Genomic DNA, 21,848 nt, shown 5'->3' on the forward strand with positions numbered 1-21,848 from the left:
GCATCAGGTGACAATCGGGACGTGCACCAGCTCACCGCGGCCGAGGTCGAGAAGCGACGTGGACTACGTCGGATGAAGGCGGTCGCCACCGGCTTCCTGCTCGTGGCGTCCGTCGTCTACGCGGTGGCGCGCTGGCAGGAGTCGGCGGGCGCCGCCGCCTGGGTCGGCTACCTGCGGGCCGCGGCCGAGGCGGGCATGGTCGGCGCCCTCGCCGACTGGTTCGCCGTGACGGCGCTGTTCAAGCGGCCGCTCGGCCTGCCCATCCCACACACGGCGATCATCCCGACCCGCAAGGACGCGCTCGGGCAGAGCCTGGGCGACTTCGTCGGCGCGAACTTCCTGTCCGAGCAGGTGGTGCGGGACAAGCTGCGCCGGGCGGGGGTGGCCCGGCGGCTCGGGGCGTGGCTGGCCCGCCCCGAGCACGCGGAGCGGGTGACCTCCGAGCTGGCCACCGCGGTCCGGGGCGTGGTCGCGGTGCTGCGCGACGAGGACGTGCAGGCGGTGTTGGAGCACGCGATCGTGCGCAAGCTCGTCGACCAACCGTGGGGACCGCCGCTGGGCCGGGTGCTCGGCCAGGTCATCGCCGACGGCAAGCACCACCGCCTGGTCGACCTGCTCTGCGACCAGGCGTACGAGTGGGTCAGGGACAACCACGAGTCGGTGCTCCGCGTGGTGTCCGACCGAGCGCCGTCCTGGTCGCCCCGGTTCGTGGGCGAGCTGGTGGGGGACAAGGTCTACACCGAGGTGCTGTCGTTCGCGTGGGCGGTCAAGACGGACCAGAGCCACCCGATGCGCCAGGCGCTGGACAAGTTCCTCGTCGAGTTCACCGACAACCTGCAGCACGACCCGGAGACCATGGCCCGCGCCGAGCAGGTCAAGCAGCAGGTCCTGGAGCACCCCGAGGTGCGCGACCTGGTCGGCTCGGCGTGGGGCACGGTGAAGCGGATGATCCTGGACGCCGCCGAGGACCCGTCGAGCGAGCTGCGCCGGCGGGCGCGGGACGGGCTGCTCTCGCTCGGCGGACGGCTGGAGTCGGACCCGGCGCTGCGGGAGAAGCTGGACGGCTGGCTGGAGGGCGCCGCCGCCTACCTGGTCACCAACTACCGGGCCGAGATCACCACGCTGATCACCGACACCGTGGAGCGGTGGGACGCGGCGGAGACCTCGCAGAAGATCGAGCTCCAGGTGGGCAGGGACCTGCAGTTCATCCGCATCAACGGCACCGTGGTCGGCGCGCTCGCGGGCCTGCTCATCCACACGCTCTCACAGCTCTTGCTCTGAGCGCCCCACCAGTCCCGGAGCTTTCCCACCAAGATCACTCTGGGTGCAGCCCCCACCCGCCCTGGGGGGCGAGCCCCGCGTCCAGCCTATCCGTCCACAAGAGCGCGCCCAAGAAGACAGCGCTCCCCTGTGGATAATTTCGGGTGACTGTGGACAACCTCGCCGCGCCGGGCCTTCGCTCGCCGCGCTTTGGTTGCCCACCAAGCACTCCCGGCCGCAACGGGGTTTACTGGCAACCGACGAATCCGGAGGGCCGACGAGCATCACGGTCCACTGAGGACGGACAGACCGGGGAGGCTCCCTCCACAGAGGACATTCCGGCGACGACCGCGTCACTCGTCCCAGTGAGGGAACGCTCGGTGACGCTCACCCCCGGCACGGCCACGGACGGTGGCTGTCGGCCGCCTTTCCGGGTGTTCCTCGCCGTCAGCCCTCGCGAACCCGCAGGCCAGGGCCAACCATGAAGCATCGGTAGAGTTCGGGCACTCGTGACGAGACCGGGTTGGGCGACGGGTGGTGGTGGCGGTGAGCGGCACCGGCACTGCGCGCGGCTGGGGAGAGAGGCTGCGCGTCGCCGTGCTGCGGTTGGCCGCCGTCGGCGGGTTGACCGCCGCCGCCTGGCTGACCGGCGCCGCCGCCGCGTCCGCGACCGAGGCACCGGTCCGCGACGGCTCGTCGAGCCCGGCGGTCGTCGCGGAGCAGGACGGGCGACCGGCGGAAGCTCCGGCGCGGGCCGGTGTCCACGGTCACCGGACCCCCCATGACCACCAGAAATCCCACGGCCCCCGTCTCCAGGGCCACCCGGCGGAGGCCAGCCGCCAGGTCGGCGCCGACCACGGCGTTCCCACCCCCGTCGGCGGCGTCCTCGGCGGAATCACGAGCGTCCTCACGAACGGCGCCCTCACGAACGGCGGCGCCGCCGGGGTCGCGAAGGCGAGGCCCGAGACGGCCCCGGTGGCGACGTTGTCCCGGCTGGCCCCCCTGGTCACCCTGAAGTCCCTGCCCCACCCGGTCCACCACGCCGCCGGCGCCAGCCTGGAGCGGCTTGAGGGACGGCTGGCCGAGCTCCCGACGTCCGCACCGCTGCCCGGGTTGGGCGCCCCCGCCTCCCCTCCGCCGGACACCGCCGCGCACGTGCTCGGCGACGAGCACGGCGACTACAGCGACTACGGTGACTACGGCGCGTATGGCGAGTACGGCACAGCCGCGCCGCCGCCCCACCACCGGTACGAGGCCGCGTACCCCGGCCCCGGGCCCCGGCCGGTCGGCCGACCAGCGCCCGCCACCGGCCCGCACCCGGCCACCCCCTCCCGACCCGGCCCACAGCCGGACTTCGCCGCCGAGCCGGGGGACACCCCCACCGCGCACCAGGTGGACCTCCCCGGACCGCCGGCCCCGTCAGCCCCCGTCGCGCCGTCGTCGGCCGCCGAGGACGAGACCGCCATCCCGCGCTGGACCGCCCCGTCCCGCGCCGCCCGTCCGGAGTCGACGGCCCCGGACAGCGGCCAGGAGAGCGCCGACGGCGCCCTCGCGGACAGCGACAGCCGGTCGCCGCTGCTGCCCGACCCGCCTCCTCGCCCCCTGCCCTCGCCCTCCTCCCTGGCGAGCGGCGGCGGCCAGGAGGGCGGCGGGGCCCGCGGCGTCGCGGGCGTGCTGTCCCACCAGCCCTCGGTTCCGGAACCCGCCGGAGCCAGGGCCGAGCGGTCGGCAGGAACGGCCGCCGTCGGCGGGTTGCCCCGCCGCCCCGTCACCTCGCCCGACTGATCGCGGCCGCCGCCGCGGCACGGCGTGCGCCGGTTCGCGTCCCGCGTTCCCGGCACGTCTCCCGACCGGTTCGACCACGGTCCCCCCGCGGCCCCGCCAGTTGAGGAACCCGACCCCGCGATCCCCCGCGTGCCCCCGGCGCAGCCAGCGCCGGACGGCCCCGAACAACCGGGACCGGCGCACCAGTCACGTCCCCCGGGTGAGCCGCCCCGGACGGGTGGGGCAGTCACGCTCCACTCAGCAGGACCCGTCCCGACCGACCGCGCCCGGTCGGAGACGGGATCTGGCCCCGGCGTCGCGATGCCCCCGCGGCGCCGGGGCTGCCGACCCGACACTCCCCGGGACCGCCCCCGGTCGACGAGGAGACGGGATCGGCTCGACGGTTCCCGCAACGGGACGTCACGTCGTCGGGCACGACGAGGGGCCGTGCCCGACGGCGAGAGAGGTGGCCTCCACCCCGGTGGAGGCCACCTCTTTCCCGTCTCACCAGGACGAGCGCGCCCCGGTCTCAGGTCACCGGCAGCTCCGCGAGCGGCACCTGCTCCGCCAGGAGACCCGGTCCGCCCACCGAGGAGGCGGCCACCGCCAGCCGTCGCGCCGCCTCCACCAGTTGCTCCTCCGCCAGGGTGAACGGAAGACGGACGTAGTGCTCCAGCCCGCCGGTGACCGCGAACCGCGAGCCCGGGGCGACGTGCACCCCCAGCCCCTCGGCCGTCACCGCCAGTCGGGTGCTGACCGGACCGTCGAGCCGGCACCACAGCGCGAGACCGCCGACCGGCGTGGGAATCTCCCACCCCGGGCACCGAGCCCGCAGCTCCGCGATGAGCACGTCGCGGAGGCGGCGGAACTCCCGCTGACGGCACTCCACCACCCCCGGCAACACGGCGAACAGCTCGCTGAGCACGACCTGCTCCAGCACCGGCGAACCGAGGTCCAGCACCGGGCGGACCGCGACCATGCGCCGCACCAGGTCGGCCGAGGCGCGCACCCACCCCAGCCGCAGTCCGCCCCAGTACAGCTTGCTGGCGGACCCCGCGCTGATCACCAGGTCCTCCGCGAACGCGGCCAGCGGGGGCGCGCCGCCCACGCCCGGTTCGAGGGCCAGTTCGGCGAGCGTCTCGTCCACGAAGACCGGCGTCCTGGTCCGGCGCAACGCCGCCCCGAGCCGCTCCCGGCCGGCCGCGTCCAGGTAGCCGCCCGTCGGGTTGTGGAAGTCGGGCATGAGGAAGGCCAGCCGTGGCGCGGCCTGCCGGAGCACGACCTCCAGACCGTCGAGGTCCCAGCCCTCGTCGGTCATCGCCACCGCGACCGGGCGCGCGTAGCTGGCCCGCACCGCGTCGATGGCGTTGGGGTAGCTCGGGTTCTCCATCAGCACGCGGTCGCCGGGGCCGACGAGCATGCGCAGCGCCAACGCGAACGCGTGCTGCGCCCCGTTGGTGATGAGCACCTGGTCGGCATGGGTGGGCAGCCCCCGGGCGGTGTACCGCTCGGCGATCCGCTCGCGGAGTTCGAGCAGCCCCTGGGCGAGGTACCCGGGCTGGGCGAACTCCGCGGGCATGCGCCGCCGGGCCGTGTCGAGGGCCGTGGCCAGCTCGGGAAGAGCCGGCGGAGACGCGCAGCTCAGGTCCAGCACGTCGGACGCGGACACCGGCTGTTCCCGGCTGGGCCGGTCGGCCGCCACGGGACGGGCGATCCACGACCCCGCGCCGCGCCGGCTGGCCACCACCCCGTCGTCCCGGAGCCGGTCCATCGCGGTGGTCACCAGGGTGCGGCTGGCACCCAGCGCCTCGGCCAGCTCGCGTTCGGCGGGCAGCCGCGTGCCCACGGTGAGGCGGCCGTCGAGCACCAGCACGCGGATCGCGCCCGCGAGGTCGGCCGAGCCCCGCCGGCCACCCTGCCGCCAGGCCCCCAGCAAGCGAGCCAATGTGGCACCGGAGACCCGACCACCGGGGGAGAACGTCGGTTCCATAAGGCCAATTATGCGGAATTGGCTCTTCAACAACCCTCGGGTGGCCATCTTTGATGGCGCCATGGCTGGTTCCGACTTCTCCCCGCTGCCCGTGTCCGACCGGCCCGTGCGCCGGCTCCTCCAACTCTTCGGCGGCCTCACGCTCTACGGCGTGGCGATGGGCATGCAGGTGCGGGCGGAATTGGGCCTGGACCCGTGGGACGTGCTGCACGAGGGTCTGGCCCGGCGGACGGGGCTGAGCTTCGGGCTGATCACGGCGCTCACCGGCCTCGTCGTGCTGTTGCTGTGGATCCCGCTGCGGCAACGCCCTGGCATCGGGACCGTCTCGAACGTCGTGATGATCGCCCTGTCGGTGGACCTGACCCTCGCCCTGCTGCCCACGCCGTCGTCGTTGCCCGTGCGCATCGGGCTGCTGGTCGCCGGCGTGGTGCTCAACGGGCTGGCCAGCGCCGCGTACATCGGGGCGCGCCTCGGACCCGGCCCCCGGGACGGCCTGATGACCGGTTTCTGCGCACGCACTGGGTGGTCGGTCCGGTTGGTGCGCACCGGGATCGAGGTCACCGTGCTGGCCGTGGGCTGGCTGCTCAGCGGGACGGTCGGGGTGGGGACCGTGTTCTACGCGCTGGCCATCGGCCCCCTGGTGCAGGTGTTCCTGCCCCGCGTCGCCGTGTCCGCACCCACCACCGCGCCGGTGCGTACGCTCGCCTGACATGCCGCGCATCGAGATCGCCGAGCGCCCCGGGAACGAACGCACCGAGGACCGCGTGGTGGTCCTCCCGAACGCCGTCGCGTTGCTGGACGGCGCCACCACCCTGCTGCCGACCGAACACGACGGCGGCTGGTACGCCGACCGGCTCGCCGAGGCCCTGCGGCCCCGACTGGCCAACGAGCCGGAGACCGACCTGGCCGACCTCCTCGCGTCCGCGATCGGGGAAGTCGTGGCCGCGCACGGGCTTCGCCCCGGAGAGTCGCCGTCCAGCACGGTGGCGCTGGCCCGCTGGAACGAGGAGCGGGTGGAGGGGCTCGTCCTGGCGGACAGCCCGGTCGTGGCCTTCACCGACGGCGACACCCACGTGCTGGCCGACCACAGGCTGGCGCGGGTGCCGCGCCCCACCACCCGGTGGCCGCGACCGCGGCCGGGCGGCGGGTTCGACGACGACCACCTGGCCGCCCTGGTCGCCTCAGCCCGGTGGGTGCGGACGTGGCGCAACCGCGAAGGCGGGTACTGGGTGGCGGAGGCGGACCCGGCCGCCGCCCACCGGGCGGTGCGCGCGAGCTGGCCCCTGTCCGACGTGCGCGCCGTGGTCATGGCCAGCGACGGCGTGTCCTGTGGGGTCGACGAGTACGGCGTCTTCGCCGACTGGTCTGCCCTGCTGGCCTGCGCCGAGCGGCACGGCCCCGAAGCCGTGTTGGACCAGGTGCGGGCCGCGGAGGTCAGCGACCCGGACGGCCAGCGGTGGCCGCGCGCGAAGCGACACGACGACCAGAGCCTGGCCGTGATCCGCTTCGCGTGAGCCGTCTCCAGCCCGTGGGCGCGGTCGCCTCGCCGTCGTCCGCCCCACGGGCGGGGCCGCGCCCCGTCACTCCCCGACGAGGGGCCGCAGGAGCTGGAGGAGCTGCCGCCGTTGCCCGCTGGTGAGCGCGGCCAGCACGGCCTCGCCCTCGTCGATCCCCCGGTGCAGCCGCGCCACGACCGCCTCCCCCTCCGCCGTGAGCACGACGCGCTTGACCCGCCGGTCCCTCGGGTCGGGCTGCCGCCCCACCAGGTCCTTGGCCTCCAGGCGATCCACGATGCCGGTGATGTTGGAGGCGTCGCAGTGCAGGTACTCCGCGAGCACGCGCATCGGCGTCGGCTCCCGCAACCGGGCCAGCAGCCCCGCCTGCTGCGGGGTGAGACCGAGTTCCTGGGCGGCCGCGACGAACTCGGCCTTCAGGCGGTCGGCGACGCTGACGAGCACCCCGAGCAGCTCGATCGACAGGTCCCCGTCCGGCTCGTGCTCCATGCCGTCAGCCTAGCGATCACTTGACGTGCTCAAGGAGTTGCGGTGATGATCAAGACAACTTCCCGTGCCGTCAACAACCTTCGGCGGGTCAGCGGCGTCCGCCGGCCCACCCGCTCGGCGCCTCACTCACGACTTCACTTCCAGTCCAAGGAAAAACAGGCCAGAGCGGCCGAGGTGAGCGCTCGGACACCGGTCAGCAGAGCGCCCTCGGGGTCCGGCGCGAACGCCGCGTTGTGCGGACCGGGCAGAACGCGCAACTTCGCGAGGCCCACCCCCGGTGTCTCGTTCCACCGCTGACGCGCTGTCCCGCCGAAGAACCAGTAGCAGTAGGGAACTGGTGCTCCCCCATACCTCCCCGGCCCCGGCAGGCCGTAGTACGCGAAGTCCTCGCTGCCCATCACCGGCTCGACCTCGATGACCGAGGCGAGCCCGAAAACCTCTTCGTGCACCGCGCCGATCAGGTCGTCGAGCTCGGAATCGTTGCGAGTCAAGGGGAACAGGGCCGAGGTGGTGACATCGGGGTCGCGCGGGCAGCCAGCGGCCCGCGCCTCGGCCCGCGCGATCCGGCGGACGGCCGCCACCACCCTGTCCCGGATCGCGTCACCCCGCGTCCGGATGTTGACCAGGAGGCGCGCCTCGTCCGGGATCACGTTCGCCGTCGTGCCCGCCCGCAGGGCGCCGACCGTCACCACGACCGGCTCCCCGGCGGGCACCTCCCGGGAGACGATCGTCTGCAACCGGGTCACCAGGAAGGCCGCGGCCACCACCGGATCGACCGCGGCTTCGGGGAACGAACCGTGCCCACCCCGCCCGAAGATCCGTATCTCGATCGTCAGCGCCGCCGACAGCACCACATCCGGGTTGTGCGCCACCACGCCCACGGGCAGTGCCTGAACATGCTGCCCCAGCACCACATCGGGCTTCGGGAAGCGGGCGAACAGCCCGTCGGCCAGCATCGCGACAGCGCCCTCCGCCGTCTCCTCCGCCGGCTGCGCGACAGCGAGCAACGTGCCCGCCCACCTGTCCCGCGCACGGGCCAACGCCTCCACGACACCCACCAGCACAGCCGCGTGCACGTCGTGGCCACACGCGTGCATCACGGGAGTCCTGCTCCCATCGGGGAGCGTCCCCTCCACCCGACTGGCGTAGGGCAGCCCGGTGCGCTCGGCGATCGGCAGGGCGTCCATGTCGCCCCGCACCATCACGACTGGCCCGTCACCGTTGCCGAGCAACCCCACAACGCCGGTGCCACCCACCCCAGCCGTGACCCGCAGGCCGGCCGCCGAGAACCGCTCCGCGACCACCGCCGCTGTCCGGCGCTCCTGCCCCGACAGCTCGGGATTCCGGTGCAGGTCCTCGTACAACTCCCGCAGCCCGGGAAGCCGCTCCGCCAGGTCGGACAACACGTTCCCGGCACGCTCCGCCGCGACTCGCGCGATCCCGCGCACCTGCCCGTCGCCCCAACCCTGGCCGGAACCGGACACGGCCTCCCGGCGCTCCACGACCCGACCCTAGGACCGCGCACCCCCACCCGCGCGGCGATCAACCACCCTCCGGCCCGGCCAGCTCGGTGTGCTTCCGCGCGTTCCCCCGTGCCAGCTCGACCGGGTACCGCGACTGGTTCCGGTCGATCTTCGCGTGCCCCGCCGCCACCAGGTCGATCCCGCAGACCGAGCACAACCTCGCCAGGTAAAGCAGGACATCAGCGGCCTCGTCCGCGAGACGCTCCCGCAACCGCCCGTCGGCGAGCCCCTTCGCGATCTCCTCACCCCGCAACCACTGCAACTCGGCGACCAGCTCGCCCACCTCACCGGCAACCGCCATCGCGAGGTTCTTCGGCGTGTGGAACTGTCCCCACTCCCGCGCGGCGGCGAACTCCTCCAACCGCCCCACCAACTCCTCGAACGACCCCATGCCCCGCACGGTACGGACCCGGCGGAGCACCGGGCCGGCGCGACGGCCAGAACGACGGCCTCACCGCTGCGGTTCGGGATCGTCCAGCTGACGTGACAAGTCCACGGTCGTGATGACCTGACGCGTTCCGATGAACTTCCGCATCAGCAGAAGCCCGGCGTCGTGCGCTTCACGGCTGGTGTGGCTCGCACACGCGTCGGCCAGAACCCACGGTGTCAGGTTCCGCTCGAAGGTGTCGACAGCCGCCTTCAGGACGCAGCACTCCGTGTCTATCCCGCACAGGTACAGGTCCGTCCACCCGTTGTCACGGACAAGAGCGCTTCCTTCGTCCGTGAAGAAGCTGTAGACCCGCTTGTCGACAACGGCGTTCGCCCTCTCGGCGTACGGCGCGAGCTCGTCGACGATGTCGATCTCCGGGCGCTCCCGGAGCCTCGTCCACCCCAACAGACGCTCGAAAGGGCTTCCCTCGTAGTTGAGGTAACGGGTGAAGACGGCGTCCCCGCCGTTGGCCTGCCAACGGGACACCAGATCCACGAGGACCGGCACGACCGGACGCGACGTCTCACTCACGAACCCGTTCTGGGCGTCAACGACAACGAGCACAGCCTTGCGTCCAGGCACCTGACTCCTCCGCCCACGTCGCACGCCGTTCCACTGGCGCACAAGATGCCACGGCGAACCGCGTGTTCCCGGGATCTCACCTGGCGCGCTCCGGCGCTCGCGATGCCGTGGAGGGCGCTGGGGTTGGTTCGGACCGGAAAGCTCCGACGCCCGGCGCACCGCGGCGAGGCCTCGCCCTGCGTCGTGACAGGCATCACTACCTCGTCGTCAGCATCTCGAAGCCGCACCGGTGATCAGGTCACCGACATCAGCGGGAGATCGTTCGGGGAGATCACCCGGCGGTCCAGGAACTCCACCTGGGACGGAAAGCGACTGAGACCCCGGACACGACGAAGGGCCGCCCAGACATGGGCGGCCCTCGGTGTTCCTGCTGCTTGGGTGTGGTGGCCAGGGGCGGGGTCGAACCGCCGACCTTCCGCTTTTCAGGCGGACGCTCGTACCAACTGAGCTACCTGGCCTTGGGCGGCCGGCCTCCTGGCCGATCGCTGTGGCGACCCCGACGGGACTTGAACCCGCGACCTCCGCCGTGACAGGGCGGCGCGCTAACCAACTGCGCCACGGGGCCTCGTGGCATTTCTATTGTAGTGCGTGCCCCCAACGGGATTCGAACCCGCGCTGCCGCCTTGAAAGGGCGGAGTCCTAGGCCGCTAGACGATGGGGGCTTGACCTTCGCGGCGTCCCGGTCCGGTCACTCCCTCCAACGGCTGCCCGTTGGAAGCATCGAAAGCTTAGAACACGATCCCGCCAAACACCAAAACGGGGGGTGGGCTCCCCCTCCCGGGTGGACGTTTGCGCAGGTGAGAACGGGGTTGCCGGGCCAGGGGGCGGTCGAGGATGCTCGGCTCGTGGATCACTTCCCGCTGCGCGGACGGGTGGCGCTGGTGACCGGCGTCAGCCGCCGGATCGGCATCGCGTACGCGCTAACCCGCAGGTTGGCGGCCCTGGGAGCGGATGTCCTCGCCCATTCCTGGGCGCCGCACGACGCCGAACACCCCTGGGGCGCGGACCCACTGGGCGAAGAAGGTGTTCTGGGTCACCTTCGCGGCGAGCTGCCGGCGGGGGCCGGGCGGGTGGTGGGCCGCTCGGGCGACCTCGGCGATCCGGCGGAGCCCGCGGCGGCCGTGGACGCCACCGTCGCGGAGTTCGGCGCGATCGACGTCGTGGTCGCCACCCACGCGCGGTCGAGCCTCCAGGACCTGGCCTCGATGACCGTCGCGGAGCTCGACGCCTGCTGGGCGGTGAACGTCCGGGGGACGTTGCTGCTCGCGCAGCGCTACGCGGAGGCGCGCGACCATTCCCGCCCCGGCGGCCGGCTCGTCTGGTTCAGCTCGGGCCAGCACCTGGGCCCCATGCCGAACGAGCTGCCCTACGCGGCGAGCAAGGGGGCGTTGCAGCAACTCACCGCGAGCCTCGCGGCCGAGTTCGCGCCGCGCGGCGTGACCGTCAACTGCGTCAACCCCGGCCCGGTGGACACGGGGTACGCGGACGAGGCGCTTCACGACTGGGTGTCGCGACGGATGCCGTTCGGCCGCTGGGGCCGGCCGGACGACGTCGCGGACCTGGTCGAGTGGCTGGTCAGCGACGCGGCGGCGTGGATGACGGGACGGACGCTCGACCACGACGGCGGGTGGTCACTGCACCTGCACCGGTGAGACGCCGTGCCGCCACTCCCCCGTCCAGTCCGCCAACCAGTCCTCGGCCGCGATCCCCGGCAGCACCAGGGGCCACACCTCGCGGGTGCGCTGCACGACGTCCGTGCACCGGTTCAACGAGCAGGAGATGATGCGCGCGCCGACCAGGGCGGCGTTGAGCACCCGGGCGGCGACGGCGGGGCTCACCCCCTCGCGCAGCAGGCCGGCCCCGGCGGCCTGGTCGAACATCTCGAACAGCACCCGTTCCCAGAGCGGGTACGGCGACGGCAGCTCGTTGTCGACCACCCGGCTCTCACTCGACAGCCGTAGCCCGGCGCGGACCACGGTGTCGGTGGCGACGGCGCGCACGAGGTCGTCGATGATGCCGACGAGCGTGCGCAGCGGGTCGAGGCCGCGGTCCACCCACCGCTGGTAGAGCTCCGGCCAGACCGCCTCCTGGGCGTGGACGAGCGCGGCGGCGAGCGCCTCCTTGGACGGGAAGTGGAAGTAGAAGGCGCCCTTGGTGACTCCGCTGCGTCGCAGGATCGCGCTCAACGGGGTGGCCGCGTAGCCCGCGCGGTCGAACTCCTCTGCGGCGGCCGTGAGGATGGCGTGCCGGGTGGCGTGTGCCCGGTGCTGCTGCGGCATTGCGGCTCCGGCTCGTCGACGCGATCGGGGATGTCGGCGATGGGATCGACGTCGGGGACCCCACGACAGGGGGAGTCGACCAACGCACATGATCACCAGCGGTACGTGAAGTTACCGGCTATCCCCGGTGGACGCACACGTTCACCACAACGCAGTAATGGTCGTTGACTGTCTGGCGACACGCTGTGACAGCGGTCGCCGTTGCCGAAGAAGGCGACCGGTCGGTATTTTTCTGCCGTGCCCGCGCTCGCAGGCGCGCCCCCGGGGGGTGTGCGCCTCGGCGCGTCGCACGTGGCGGGGCGACCGGCGTCGGGATCGCCTCGCACGACCGGGGTGAGGTGGGGGGCGTGGCCCTCCGACCCGGAGGTCGACGCCACCCCCACCTCCTCCGGCACACCGGGAACACCGACCGGCGCGGCCGTTGTCGGGTCAGTCGGCCACGCCAGTCGGGGATGTGGTCACCGTCGAACCGGGGGAACACCCTCCGCGTCCGGCACGAGTCCGAGCATCTCCAACAACGCTCGGCAGTCCTCCGCGTCGAGCGCTCCACGCGCGACCGCCATCCGGGCGCGGTGCACCTGTTCGGCTGAGATCCGGGACGGCTCACCCGACCGTTGCGCCGGCACCGCCGGCCCCGGCCGGGAGACCGACTCTTCCTGTTGCCACAAGAACTTCCGCACGTCCAGCGACCCGCTCACGACGCCTCCCCGACTTCGACTTCGGGCACAAGCTATCTACCGGCCCGGACCCCCGCAGCCCCCCGCAGAGTGATTCAGTAACGACCCTGCGTAGTCGCACGCGTGGCCCGCGCAGGCCGTCGGCCGTCCCCTGTGGACGCTGGTCCCACGGGGCGCGCCGGCGACGGAGAACCAACCGGATCCGTCAACGCCGTCGCCTACCTACCCAGGGGTCCGGGACGTCAAACGACGGTTCGAGCCAGCCCGAGTCCTCCTCGTCGTCCGGGGAGGCCCAGCGGACCAACGGCGGGGGCGGCGCGACGGGAGCGGTGGCGGCGGGCAACGCGGCGCCGAACCACGTGGGCGGCCCCGAAGGCGCCTCGGGCGGTGGCGGCGGTGGTGGCGGCGGCACGGCGGCCGACTGGCCGCCCGCCCGCACCCACAGCGGCGGCGTCCGGGGGCGCGGACCCCGCGAGACGGGCGCGTCGGCCGCCCGAACCCGCACCCACCGCCCGTCGTTCCGCCGCCCGTCGCTCATGCCGGCTGCGACGTGAGGTGCTCGGCACTGGTTCCCCCGATCGGGAACCACCCGTCCGTGGGCTTCGTCGGAGGGCACGCCGATCGGGGGCGAAGGAGGAGGCGACGTGGCCGAGGGCACCGGACGGAGCTTCGCCGCGCTCAGGGCGAAGGTCGACCAGGTCGACAACGGGCTGTTCGCGCTGCGCGGGGACCTGGCCGATCGGGTGGTGACCGCGCGGGACGACGGCGACCTGGTGGAGATCGGGGTGTCGTCGACCGGCGAGGTCGTGGAGGTCGCGGTGAACGCCGCGCTCGTCGGCCACGTCGCCCCTGCGGCGCTGGCCGACGCCGTGCTGCGCGCGGCCCGGCGGGCGCAGCAGGAGGCCCGCCGTCTGGTCGCCGACCGCACCACCTACCACCTGGGCGCCTCGACCACGTCCGGCGACACCGCGTAGCGGGCTCGTCGACGCGAGTAGGCCCAAGTAGGAACGACAACCCGGAGGAGGGGTATGTCCGGCTTCGAGATGAGTCCCGAGCACCTCGGGCGCGCGATCGGCGACATCGACAGCGCGGTCGCGCGCCTGGAGGAGGCCCAGCGAACCCTGGACGGCGCGAAGGGCGATCCGAGCGCGTTCGGGGTCTCCGACGAGGGCGCTGCTCTCGGCGGCAAGTGGAACACGGTGGTCGAGGCGCGCCAGCGGGAGGTGGCCGAGGAGATCGCGGCCCTGCGCGACCTCCAGGTCGGGCTGGACGACGCGCTGCGGGAGTACGAGGCCGCCGAGCGGGAGAACCGCGCCGCGGCCGACGCGGTGTCCGGAGGTGCGCGATGAGGATCCCCGCGGTCGCCGACGCCGCCCAGGGCGTCGACCACCTGCGCGCGGCGTCCGAGCGGATCAACGGCGCCAACCCGGTCGAGGCGCTCGAGCTCGTCGACTGCGACCCACCCGCCGTGCGCACGCGAGCGCAGGAGGCGCTCAAGGCCGCCAGGCTTGTCGGAGAGGCCGCGGACATCGCGCACCGGGCCGTCAGCGGAGCACTGCAGGGCTGGCGGGGCCCGGCCGCCGACGCGTTCGCCCGCGCCGGCGGCGACACGGTGGACAACCTGCGGCAGACCCGGCAGCGCACGCAGGACACCGGCGAGGCCGGGCTCGGCATCGCCGACCGCCTCGACGAGATCACGCAGGAGACCTCGCGGCGTTCGACGGCGATCGCGCAGGCCGTCGACGGGGCGTGCGACGTCGTGCTGCGGAGCGACCCGGCCGACCCGAACTTCGTGCCAGCCGCCCAGGCGGTGAACGGCGCCGTGAACGATGTGATCACGGTGTGCGAGAAGGACGTCACCGAGGTCGGTCACCTCGGCGCGGTGCTGGACGGGCTGGCATAACGGCGCCACCAGCGGAAGAACGGCCCCGACGTGTGCGCGTCGGGGCCGTTCTCGTTGTCGCGCAAGGAGTTTCTCAGTTCTCTCTGGTGTCCACAGTGTCCGGCGAGCGGGTCCACAGTGGTGGGAGCGTCGCCGCCCGCGCCCTCCGTCGATCATTAGCGAGCCGAACGATGCTGCGAGAAGCTGACGACAAGACCGTTTCCGCGAGCAATTTGAACCAACTCTCTCCCCAAGGGCGGCAGCGCGTGCCACAATCGCCTCGCTGACACACCCCCGGTCAGCACCTGTGGAGATCCCCTCCGGCCCCCGCGTTCCTCCCCCTGGCGCGGGGGCCTCTCCATGTCCGCCCCGGGGCCGCTCGGGTCGGGCCCGCCGGCCGGACGGGAAAGTGGCGCAGGACACAGGGGGCTGGCGCGCCGCAACCGAACCGTTATCGTTTCCGCCGTGCCTCTAGGACTGACCAAGATCGGCAAAGCCGCCAAGGCCAAGGCCGGACGCCACCACCAGCCGGAGTCCGCGCAGGTCACGGCCGCCGAGCCGGACCGGGACCTGGACTCCTACCTGGCAGCGCTGGCCCCGGAGTCCGAGGTGGAGACCACCGGCTCCGGGAGCCGTTTCGGCAACGCCCAGGTGTACCAACTCCGGCTGTCGCTCAAGGCCAACGAGCGGCTGCGCCAGCTCGCCGAGGAGCGGGAGAGCTCGCCGCTCGCGCTGGCCACCGAGTGGATCATGCAGCGGCTGGAGCAGGAGACCCACGAGCCGCGCGCCGCCTGGAAGACCTACCCCAACCTCCGTCCCGTCGGCGAGCCGCTGCCGGAGGAGACCCCGGCCGGCGACGAGGCCGAGTGGGAGACCGCCCGCCACGAGTGGCGGCTCTGACGCTTGTCGCCGCGGTGACCCGGGTACCCGGAGCCGGTGGCGACCCGGGGACACCAGCGCAGCGCGGCCGACTTCCTGCCTCCTGACGCCGACGACCTCGACCAGCTCCGCGGCGCCGCGGCCGGGTGCCGGGGCTGCGACCTCTACCGCGACGCGACCCAGACCGTCTTCGGGGACGGCTCGCCGGACGCCCGCGCGCTGCTCCTGGGCGAGCAGCCCGGCGACCGCGAGGACGTGGCCGGCGAACCGTTCGTCGGACCGGCGGGCCGGCTGCTCGACCGGGCGCTCGCCGAGGCCGGCATCTCCCGGGACCAGACCTACCTGACCAACGCGGTCAAGCACTTCAAGTTCGTGCCACCGGAGCGCGGGAAGCGGCGGCTGCACAAGCAGCCCAGCGCGGCCGAGGTGGCGGCGTGCAAGCCGTGGCTGGTGGCCGAGCTGCGCGTTGTCCGCCCCGAGGTCGTCGTGCTCCTCGGGGCGACGGCGGGCAAGGCCCTCTACGGCTCGTCGTTCCGGGTGGGGGACCGCAGGGGCACGGTGTTCGCGTTGCCCGAGATCGAGGGGATCGAGGGCCTCGCGGTCGCCACGGTCCACCCCTCCTCGGTGCTGCGGGCCGACGACCGGGACGCCGCGTACGCCGCCTTCGTCGCGGATCTCGCCGTGGTCGCCGAGGTTCTCGCCCACTGATCTCGTCGGCGAGGACCGGTGCGCGACGGCGCCGGCGCGTTCCAGGACGCCGTCTTCTTCCCCCGCACGCCATCTCGCGGCGATCCGGCCGGGAAACCCCGACGCCGTGGGAAAGTCGGAGGTCACTCGGCCGGTGTTTTCTCCCGGCTTCCGCTCTTCCGAGTGACCCGCTGCCACCCGGTTCTGTCGGTCCCGCGTGGGATGTTTGAAGTGGGGGTTCCCCCAAAAACCAAGCCCTGTAGTGCACAGAGGTGGTGCCTGAGTGAGGGGTGCCGGGCGCGGGGGCGACCGGGCTGGCTCGACCCAACGGGCGCGGACGCCGCCGGGGCTTCGGTCTGGAGAGGATCGACCGGAACCGCCGTCCGGGCCGGGATGTGGGTGCGCTCGGGGTCGAAGAGCGACGCGGAATCCCTGCCCCAGGCCGTAGTCCGCGCGCCTTCCCCGGCAAGCGCCGCTCGGGACTGTTCCCCTCGTGTGATCAATTACCTTCAGTGAGCAAGTACCGTCCGGAGCCATGGGTGGCCAGACTCGCGGTGCCGGGTGGCGAACCGTCGCGACGATCACCGCAGGGCTTCTCGCGCTGAGCGCGTGCACCTCCACCGACACCCCGGAACCGGCCTCCTCCGCGCCCGCCCCCGTCGTGCGGCCCGTGACGTGGACGCCCTGCGGGTCCGGGGCGGAGTGCGGCTCCGTCGAGGTCCCGTTGGACCACGGACAACCGCACGGCGGCAAGGCGCGCGTCGCGCTGGCCCGGCGTCGCGCGGCCGATCCCGGACAACGCCGGGGCGTCCTGCTGGTGGCGCCGGGCGGCCCCGGGGAGTCCGGCGCGCAGATGGTGGCGATGGAGCCGGACCGGTTCACCCCCGCCCTGCGGCAGCACTTCGACCTGGTCGGCATCGACCCCAGGGGCGTCGCCGCCTCGACCGCCGTGCGCTGCCCCCGGGCGGAGCCGACCGACGTGGCGCCCGAGGACGCCGAGGAGTTCGAGCGCATCCGCTCGGCCGGCGAGCGGTTCGCGAAGGGGTGCGCGGAGCGGACCGGCGAGCTGGTGCGCCACCTGGACAGCCGGACGTCCGCGCGGGACGTCGAGCTGGTCCGCCGGGCGCTGGGCGAGGAGCAGGTGAGCCTGTACGGCTCCTCCTACGGGACGCTGCTCGCCGCCAGCTACGCCGAGCTGGAGCCGCGCCGCGTGCGCGCGATGGTGCTCGACGGCGTGGTGGACCGGGCGACGCCGCTGGACACCGCCGTCGCCAGGGAGGCCGCCGTGCTCGACGAGGTCTTCCGGGACTTCACCGTGTGGTGCGGCCGCACCGCCGAGTGCGCCCTGCACGGCAGGGACGTGGGCGCGCTGTGGGACGACCTGGTCGCCAGGGCGAAGCGGGCGCCGATCCCGACCTCGACCGGCCAGGGGGCCGACGACGAGGCGTTGCTGACGGCCGCGTACCGCCTGCTGTACTCGTCCAGGAACTGGCCGGCGCTGGCCGAGTCGGTCAAGCTCGCCGTCGAGGGGGACGCGGGGGCGTTCGTCGACCCGGCGGAGAGCCCGTCGGCCACCGCGTCGGCCGCCCCGACCTCCGTGGTCCACCCGGCGCCGGACCCGGAGTACGACCAGGACGGGCTGCACGCGGCCGTGGTGTGCGCCGACCGCCCGCCGCCCTTCCGAGAGCGGGACCGCATCGACGAGCTGGCCAGGAGGGTGGCCGGGGAGGCGCCCCGGTTCGGCGCGCACGTGGTGTGGAGCCAGTTCCGCACCTGCCTGGGCTGGCCCGACCCCGGCGACCGGGCGAGCGGTCCGCTGCGCGCGCCCGGGCTGCCGCCCGCGCTCGTGCTGGGCTCGAACGGCGACGTCGCGACGCCGCTGCTGGGCGCGAAGGCCGTGGCCGAGCAACTGCCCGGCAGCGCGGTGCTGGTGCTCGACGCGGACGAGCACGGCACCTACGGCGGGTTGTCGACCTGTGTGGACACGGCGGTGGAGCGCTACCTCGTCGACGGGGCGTTGCCGCCGTCCGGAACCACGTGCGCGGTGTCCTGACGGCGCTGGGGTTCTCGCGAGCGCCGGCGTGGCCGCTCGACCTCGGGTCGCGCCGTTCGCAGGCGGTCGGGCCCGGCTCGTGGTCCCCCTTTCTGGCGGGGACCACGAGCCCGTGCCGGCGAAGCCGCCTCCGGACGACAGAAATGTCCACTGTGGACATATCAGGGCCGGACCAACGACAGCGCAAGGAGATCCGAGCGCTGCCGGCATGACGACACCGACGGCCTCCCCACGCCCCGCTGGATCGGGATCAGGCGCGCAGTCCGGCCAACAGCGCGTTGACCCGCCCCTCGACGTGCGCCACCGTCTCGGGATGGGTCAGCACGTGCAGCCGGCCCTCGGCCACGGCGACGAGGATGGTCTCGGCGGCCTGCTCGGGCTCGATCGCCAACCGCATCTGCTCGGCGAAGACCGCGTTCAACCCTTCGACCAGCCACGCCGGCTGCTCCGGCCGTTCCGCCAGGCCCGCCGGCCGGTTCCGGTCGGCCTCCAGGATGCGGGTGCGCACCATGCCCGGGCAGGCCACGGTGACGCCCACCCCCGGCGCGAGGTGCCCCAGCTCGGCGCTCAGCGTCTCGGACAACGTCACGACCGCGTGCTTGGTCGCGTTGTACGGCGCCATGAACGGCGGGCTGGTGAGCCCGGACAGCGAGGCGATGTTCACCACGTGCCCCCGGCGCGCCTCCACCATGTGCGGGACGAAGGCGCGAATGCCGTTGACGACCCCGCCGACGTTGACCGACCAGACCCAGTTCCAGTCGTCGACCGGGATCGTCCACGCCGGACCGCCGCCCCCGCCCACCCCCGCGTTGTTGACGAGCAGGTCGACCCGGCCGAACCGGTCCAGCGCCGTGGCGGCGAGCCGGTCCACCTGGGCGGGATCGGCGACGTCGGTGACCACCGGAAGCGTCCGGTCCCCCAGGGCCGCGGCGGTCTCCGCCAGCGGCCGCTCCTCCACGTCGGCCAACACCACGCGCAGCCCGCGCGCGACCAGAGCCGCGGCCAACGCCCTCCCGATCCCGCTGGCCGCGCCGGTGACGACCGCGACCTGCCCTTCCTCGAACCTCATCCGCTCCTCCTCTCCGCCGCCGAGCGCGTCCGCTGGAGCGCCGCGGCGAACGCCGTCAGCTCGCCCTCGTCCCAGTCGTCGCCCACCACCTCGTCCGCGAGGTGCCGCGCCCGCTTCCGCGCCTCGGCCAGCAACTGCTCGCCCCGCGGCGTCAGCACGGCCGGCCCCAGCCGCGCGTCCCGCTCGTCGCGCTCCCGGGTGACCAGGCCGAGCCGCTCCAGCGGAACCAGCGCCCTGGTGACCCCGGACGGGGTGAGCCCGACCTGCTCGGCCAGCTCGACCCGCCGGATGCGCGGGGACTCGCCCAGCCGGAGCAGGATCACGAAGTCGGTCAGGCCCAGCCCCAACACGGCGAGATCCGCGTCGAACCGGCGCACCACCGCGTTCCGCGCCGACAGCAGGCGCAACAACAGGGTGAGGTGGTCCTCCCGCTCGCCCATGCCCGCCCTCCCTCCCAAATAGGTGACTACTCAAAGAGTACGCACGCGAATCGGGACGGCAACGTCTTTTCCCAGGAGCGCCGGAGCGGCCGGCGGAGACGACCCGGCGGATATCAACTTCGGGAGTTCGGGCCGGAGCCCCGCCCAGGCCCAGGCCTCGGACCCGCGAGCGTTTGCCCGCGCCGACGGCCGGCGCGAGGATGGCGCGTGAGCCAGGCCACAGCGGAGGGCGCCGGCCGGCGGCTCGCGGCGCACGGCGACGGCGGGCCGGACCACCTCGGAAGGGGGTCGCGATGACCACGGTGACCCGCGCCCCCGTCGAGATCCACCCCGGGGGAGAGCACCGCCCGCCCCGGGGTTCCCGGCTCGTCGCCCTGCTCCGCACCACGGACCCCAAGCAGATCGGGCTGCTCTACCTCGTCACGTCGTTCGGGTTCTTCCTCGTCGGCGGGGCGATGGCGATGCTGCTGCGCGGCGAGCTGGCGCGGCCGGGGCTGCAGTTCCTCTCCACCGAGCAGTACAACCAGCTCTTCACCATGCACGGCACGGTGATGCTGCTGCTCTACGCGACGCCGATCCTCTTCGGGTTCGCCAACTACGTCCTGCCGCTGCAGATCGGCTCACCGGACGTGGCGTTCCCGCGGCTCAACGCGTTGTCCTACTGGCTGTTCCTGTTCGGTGGGATCACGGTGCTGTCAGGCTTCCTCATGCCCGGTGGGGCCGCCGACTTCGGCTGGTTCGCCTACACCCCGCTGTCCGGCGTCCAGCACTCGCCGGGCATGGGCGGGAACGTGTGGGCGGCCGGGTTGATCGTGAGTGGCCTGGGCACGATCCTGGGCGCGGTCAACATGTTCACCACCGTGGTGTGCCTGCGGGCGCCCGGCATGACGATGTTCCGGATGCCGGTCTTCACCTGGAACATCCTCGTCACCAGCCTGATGGTGCTGCTGGCCTTCCCCGTGCTCACCGCGGCCCTGTTCGCCCTCCTCGCCGACCGGCACCTGGGAGCGCACGCGTTCGATCCGGCCAACGGCGGCGCGATCCTGTGGCAGCACCTGTTCTGGTTCTTCGGCCACCCCGAGGTCTACATCGTCGCGCTGCCGTTCTTCGGCATCGTCACCGAGGTCATCCCGGTGTTCAGCCGGAAGCCGATCTTCGGCTACAAGATGCTGGTCGTGGCCACGTGGGCGATCGCGGCCCTGTCCATGATCGTGTGGGCGCACCACATGTTCGCCACCGGCGCGGTGCTGCTGCCGTTCTTCTCGCTGGCCACGTTCCTCATCGCGGTGCCGACCGGGGTCAAGTTCTTCAACTGGTCGCTGACGATGTTCCGGGGCCAGCTCACCTTCGAGACCCCGATGCTGTGGGCGGTCGGCTTCCTGCTCACGTTCCTGCTCGGCGGGCTGTCCGGGATCGTCCTCGCCTCGCCGCCGCTGGACTTCCACGTCACCGACACGTACTTCGTGGTCGCCCACTTCCACTACGTGCTGTTCGGGACGATCGTGTTCGCCACATTCGCCGGCATCTACTTCTGGTTTCCCAAGATGACCGGGCGGCTGCTCGACGAGCCCCTGGGCCGGCTGCACTTCTGGGCCACCTTCCTGGGGTTCCACGCCACGTTCCTGGTGCAGCACTGGCTCGGCTCGCAGGGCATGCCCCGCCGGTACGCGGACTACCTGCCCACCGACGGCTTCACCGCGCTGAACACGGTCTCCACCGTCGGCGCGTTCCTGCTCGGCGCGGCCACCCTGCCGTTCCTGTGGAACGTCTTCCGGAGCTACCGGTACGGCACGCGGGTCGACGTCGACGACCCCTGGGGGCACGGCAACTCCCTGGAGTGGGCCACCTCCTGCCCGCCGCCCCGGCACAACTTCCTGGCGCTGCCCCGAATCCGCTCCGAGCGCCCGGCCTTCGACCTGCACTACCCGGCGTTGGCGGTGCGGCAGCAGCCGGACGCGCACCCGGGGGTGCGGAAGCTCCACGAGGCCGAGTGATCCGGCCGGCGCGCGGGGCGGCCGCGAGCGCGCCGCCCGGGCCGTGGCGCGGGCCGACGTCGAGCTCTGACCGGCGGTTCCACCGCTCACTCGGCAGGGGGATCGCCTGGAAGAGCCTTCACCACCCCGTTGCCGATCCGTGCTCCTCGGGGCCGGGCCGGCGGCCCTAGGCTCCCGCTCACACGCGGAGATCACCGCGTGTGAGCGGGAAGGGGACACAGGGTGACCAACCCGAACTTCCAGGAAGCGGAGATCGCCGACCTTGGCGACCTCGAGGAGTTCGACGAACTCGACCTGGACGACGAGGAGGACGAGGACGACGACTGAGCCGCGTCC

The 21,848-nt window shown here is 73.1% G+C and carries 22 protein-coding genes and 3 tRNA genes; 12 read left to right on the plus strand and 13 right to left on the minus strand.

Going from position 1 to position 21,848, the window contains the following annotated elements:
- The first annotated feature begins 72 nt into the window (after positions 1-72).
- Together BUE43_RS01395 and BUE43_RS01400 are read left to right on the plus strand one after the other, a co-directional pair.
- Entirely contained in the window at positions 73-1,281 is a 1,209-nt protein-coding gene (locus BUE43_RS01395; RefSeq protein ID WP_083959225.1) for a DUF445 domain-containing protein, read from the plus strand.
- A gap of 525 nt (positions 1,282-1,806) precedes the next feature.
- The gene (locus BUE43_RS01400; protein ID WP_143173893.1) at positions 1,807-3,045 is read left to right on the plus strand and encodes a hypothetical protein; all 1,239 of its coding nucleotides are present in this window, start codon (positions 1,807-1,809) and stop codon (positions 3,043-3,045) included.
- Between the two features lie 508 nt (positions 3,046-3,553).
- Here the strand turns inward: BUE43_RS01400 and yczR are convergent.
- Positions 3,554-5,062, minus strand: a complete 1,509-nt coding sequence (yczR, locus tag BUE43_RS01405; protein WP_456114858.1) for a MocR-like transcription factor YczR — start codon at positions 5,060-5,062, stop codon at positions 3,554-3,556.
- A gap of 13 nt (positions 5,063-5,075) precedes the next feature.
- Between yczR and yczE the strand changes: the two genes are divergently transcribed.
- Positions 5,076-5,723, plus strand: coding sequence for a membrane protein YczE (gene yczE / locus BUE43_RS34005; protein WP_073479481.1), 648 nt, complete (start codon positions 5,076-5,078; stop codon positions 5,721-5,723).
- Between the two features lies 1 nt (position 5,724).
- Positions 5,725-6,528, plus strand: coding sequence for a protein phosphatase 2C domain-containing protein (locus tag BUE43_RS01415; RefSeq protein WP_073479482.1), 804 nt, complete (start codon positions 5,725-5,727; stop codon positions 6,526-6,528).
- A 66-nt stretch (positions 6,529-6,594) separates the two neighbouring features.
- On the opposite strand, the gene BUE43_RS01420 is transcribed toward BUE43_RS01415, so the two are convergent.
- From BUE43_RS01420 to BUE43_RS01450, 7 genes are all read right to left on the minus strand, one after another.
- Positions 6,595-7,017 carry a MarR family winged helix-turn-helix transcriptional regulator gene (locus tag BUE43_RS01420; RefSeq protein WP_073479483.1) on the minus strand — a complete coding sequence of 141 codons (423 nt, stop codon included), beginning with the start codon at positions 7,015-7,017 and terminating at the stop codon, positions 6,595-6,597.
- Positions 7,018-7,151: 134 nt separating this feature from the next.
- Entirely contained in the window at positions 7,152-8,519 is a 1,368-nt protein-coding gene (locus BUE43_RS01425; protein WP_234995476.1) for an amidohydrolase, read from the minus strand.
- 40 nt (positions 8,520-8,559) lie between these two features.
- The gene (locus tag BUE43_RS01430) at positions 8,560-8,931 is read right to left on the minus strand and encodes a nucleotide pyrophosphohydrolase (RefSeq protein WP_073479484.1); all 372 of its coding nucleotides are present in this window, start codon (positions 8,929-8,931) and stop codon (positions 8,560-8,562) included.
- A 60-nt stretch (positions 8,932-8,991) separates the two neighbouring features.
- Positions 8,992-9,552 carry a cysteine hydrolase family protein gene (locus BUE43_RS01435; RefSeq protein WP_073479485.1) on the minus strand — a complete coding sequence of 187 codons (561 nt, stop codon included), beginning with the start codon at positions 9,550-9,552 and terminating at the stop codon, positions 8,992-8,994.
- A gap of 381 nt (positions 9,553-9,933) precedes the next feature.
- Positions 9,934-10,010, minus strand: a tRNA-Phe gene (locus tag BUE43_RS01440).
- A 30-nt stretch (positions 10,011-10,040) separates the two neighbouring features.
- Positions 10,041-10,117, minus strand: a tRNA-Asp gene (locus BUE43_RS01445).
- Between the two features lie 24 nt (positions 10,118-10,141).
- Positions 10,142-10,214, minus strand: a tRNA-Glu gene (locus BUE43_RS01450).
- Positions 10,215-10,397: 183 nt separating this feature from the next.
- Here BUE43_RS01450 and BUE43_RS01455 point away from each other — a divergent pair.
- On the plus strand, positions 10,398-11,204 hold the full coding sequence (locus BUE43_RS01455; protein WP_200797334.1) for an SDR family oxidoreductase: 807 nt from the start codon (positions 10,398-10,400) through the stop codon (positions 11,202-11,204).
- On the opposite strand, the gene BUE43_RS01460 is transcribed toward BUE43_RS01455, so the two are convergent.
- From BUE43_RS01460 to BUE43_RS33205, 3 genes are all read right to left on the minus strand, one after another.
- Positions 11,184-11,831 carry a ScbR family autoregulator-binding transcription factor gene (locus tag BUE43_RS01460; protein ID WP_073479487.1) on the minus strand — a complete coding sequence of 216 codons (648 nt, stop codon included), beginning with the start codon at positions 11,829-11,831 and terminating at the stop codon, positions 11,184-11,186. The genes BUE43_RS01455 and BUE43_RS01460 overlap by 21 nt on opposite strands.
- Before the next feature lie 458 nt (positions 11,832-12,289).
- Positions 12,290-12,529, minus strand: a complete 240-nt coding sequence (locus BUE43_RS01465) for a hypothetical protein (RefSeq protein ID WP_073479488.1) — start codon at positions 12,527-12,529, stop codon at positions 12,290-12,292.
- A 184-nt stretch (positions 12,530-12,713) separates the two neighbouring features.
- On the minus strand, positions 12,714-13,046 hold the full coding sequence (locus BUE43_RS33205; RefSeq protein WP_143173894.1) for a hypothetical protein: 333 nt from the start codon (positions 13,044-13,046) through the stop codon (positions 12,714-12,716).
- Positions 13,047-13,152: 106 nt separating this feature from the next.
- Here BUE43_RS33205 and BUE43_RS01475 point away from each other — a divergent pair, with 106 nt between their 5' ends.
- From BUE43_RS01475 to BUE43_RS01500, 6 genes are all read left to right on the plus strand, one after another.
- A complete protein-coding gene (locus BUE43_RS01475) occupies positions 13,153-13,482 on the plus strand; it encodes a YbaB/EbfC family nucleoid-associated protein (protein ID WP_073479490.1) in 330 nt (109 codons plus the stop codon).
- 54 nt (positions 13,483-13,536) lie between these two features.
- Positions 13,537-13,857: a hypothetical protein gene (locus BUE43_RS01480; RefSeq protein WP_073479491.1), complete on the plus strand. Its 321-nt coding sequence runs from the start codon at positions 13,537-13,539 to the stop codon at positions 13,855-13,857.
- Complete coding sequence (locus BUE43_RS01485; protein ID WP_073479492.1) at positions 13,854-14,411, plus strand: hypothetical protein; 558 nt, start codon at positions 13,854-13,856, stop codon at positions 14,409-14,411. Before BUE43_RS01480 ends, BUE43_RS01485 begins: the two co-directional genes overlap by 4 nt.
- Before the next feature lie 444 nt (positions 14,412-14,855).
- Positions 14,856-15,290, plus strand: a complete 435-nt coding sequence (locus BUE43_RS01490; protein ID WP_073479493.1) for a hypothetical protein — start codon at positions 14,856-14,858, stop codon at positions 15,288-15,290.
- Between the two features lie 36 nt (positions 15,291-15,326).
- Positions 15,327-15,977, plus strand: coding sequence for a UdgX family uracil-DNA binding protein (locus BUE43_RS01495; RefSeq protein ID WP_083959226.1), 651 nt, complete (start codon positions 15,327-15,329; stop codon positions 15,975-15,977).
- Positions 15,978-16,491: 514 nt separating this feature from the next.
- Positions 16,492-18,009, plus strand: coding sequence for an alpha/beta hydrolase (locus tag BUE43_RS01500; protein WP_073479494.1), 1,518 nt, complete (start codon positions 16,492-16,494; stop codon positions 18,007-18,009).
- 250 nt (positions 18,010-18,259) lie between these two features.
- Here the strand turns inward: BUE43_RS01500 and BUE43_RS01505 are convergent, their stop codons facing one another.
- Both BUE43_RS01505 and BUE43_RS01510 read right to left on the minus strand, forming a co-directional pair.
- Complete coding sequence (locus BUE43_RS01505; RefSeq protein WP_073479495.1) at positions 18,260-19,078, minus strand: SDR family NAD(P)-dependent oxidoreductase; 819 nt, start codon at positions 19,076-19,078, stop codon at positions 18,260-18,262.
- Entirely contained in the window at positions 19,075-19,518 is a 444-nt protein-coding gene (locus BUE43_RS01510; RefSeq protein WP_083959227.1) for a MarR family winged helix-turn-helix transcriptional regulator, read from the minus strand. The genes BUE43_RS01505 and BUE43_RS01510 overlap by 4 nt, the downstream gene beginning before the upstream one ends.
- Positions 19,519-19,811: 293 nt before the next feature.
- Between BUE43_RS01510 and ctaD the strand changes: the two genes are divergently transcribed.
- On the plus strand, positions 19,812-21,512 hold the full coding sequence (gene ctaD, locus BUE43_RS01515) for an aa3-type cytochrome oxidase subunit I (protein ID WP_073479496.1): 1,701 nt from the start codon (positions 19,812-19,814) through the stop codon (positions 21,510-21,512).
- Positions 21,513-21,848 lie beyond the last annotated feature (336 nt).

Origin of the sequence: Streptoalloteichus hindustanus, from assembly GCF_900129375.1 — a bacterium.
In the GTDB taxonomy this organism is placed as follows: Bacteria; Actinomycetota; Actinomycetes; order Mycobacteriales; family Pseudonocardiaceae; genus Streptoalloteichus; species Streptoalloteichus hindustanus.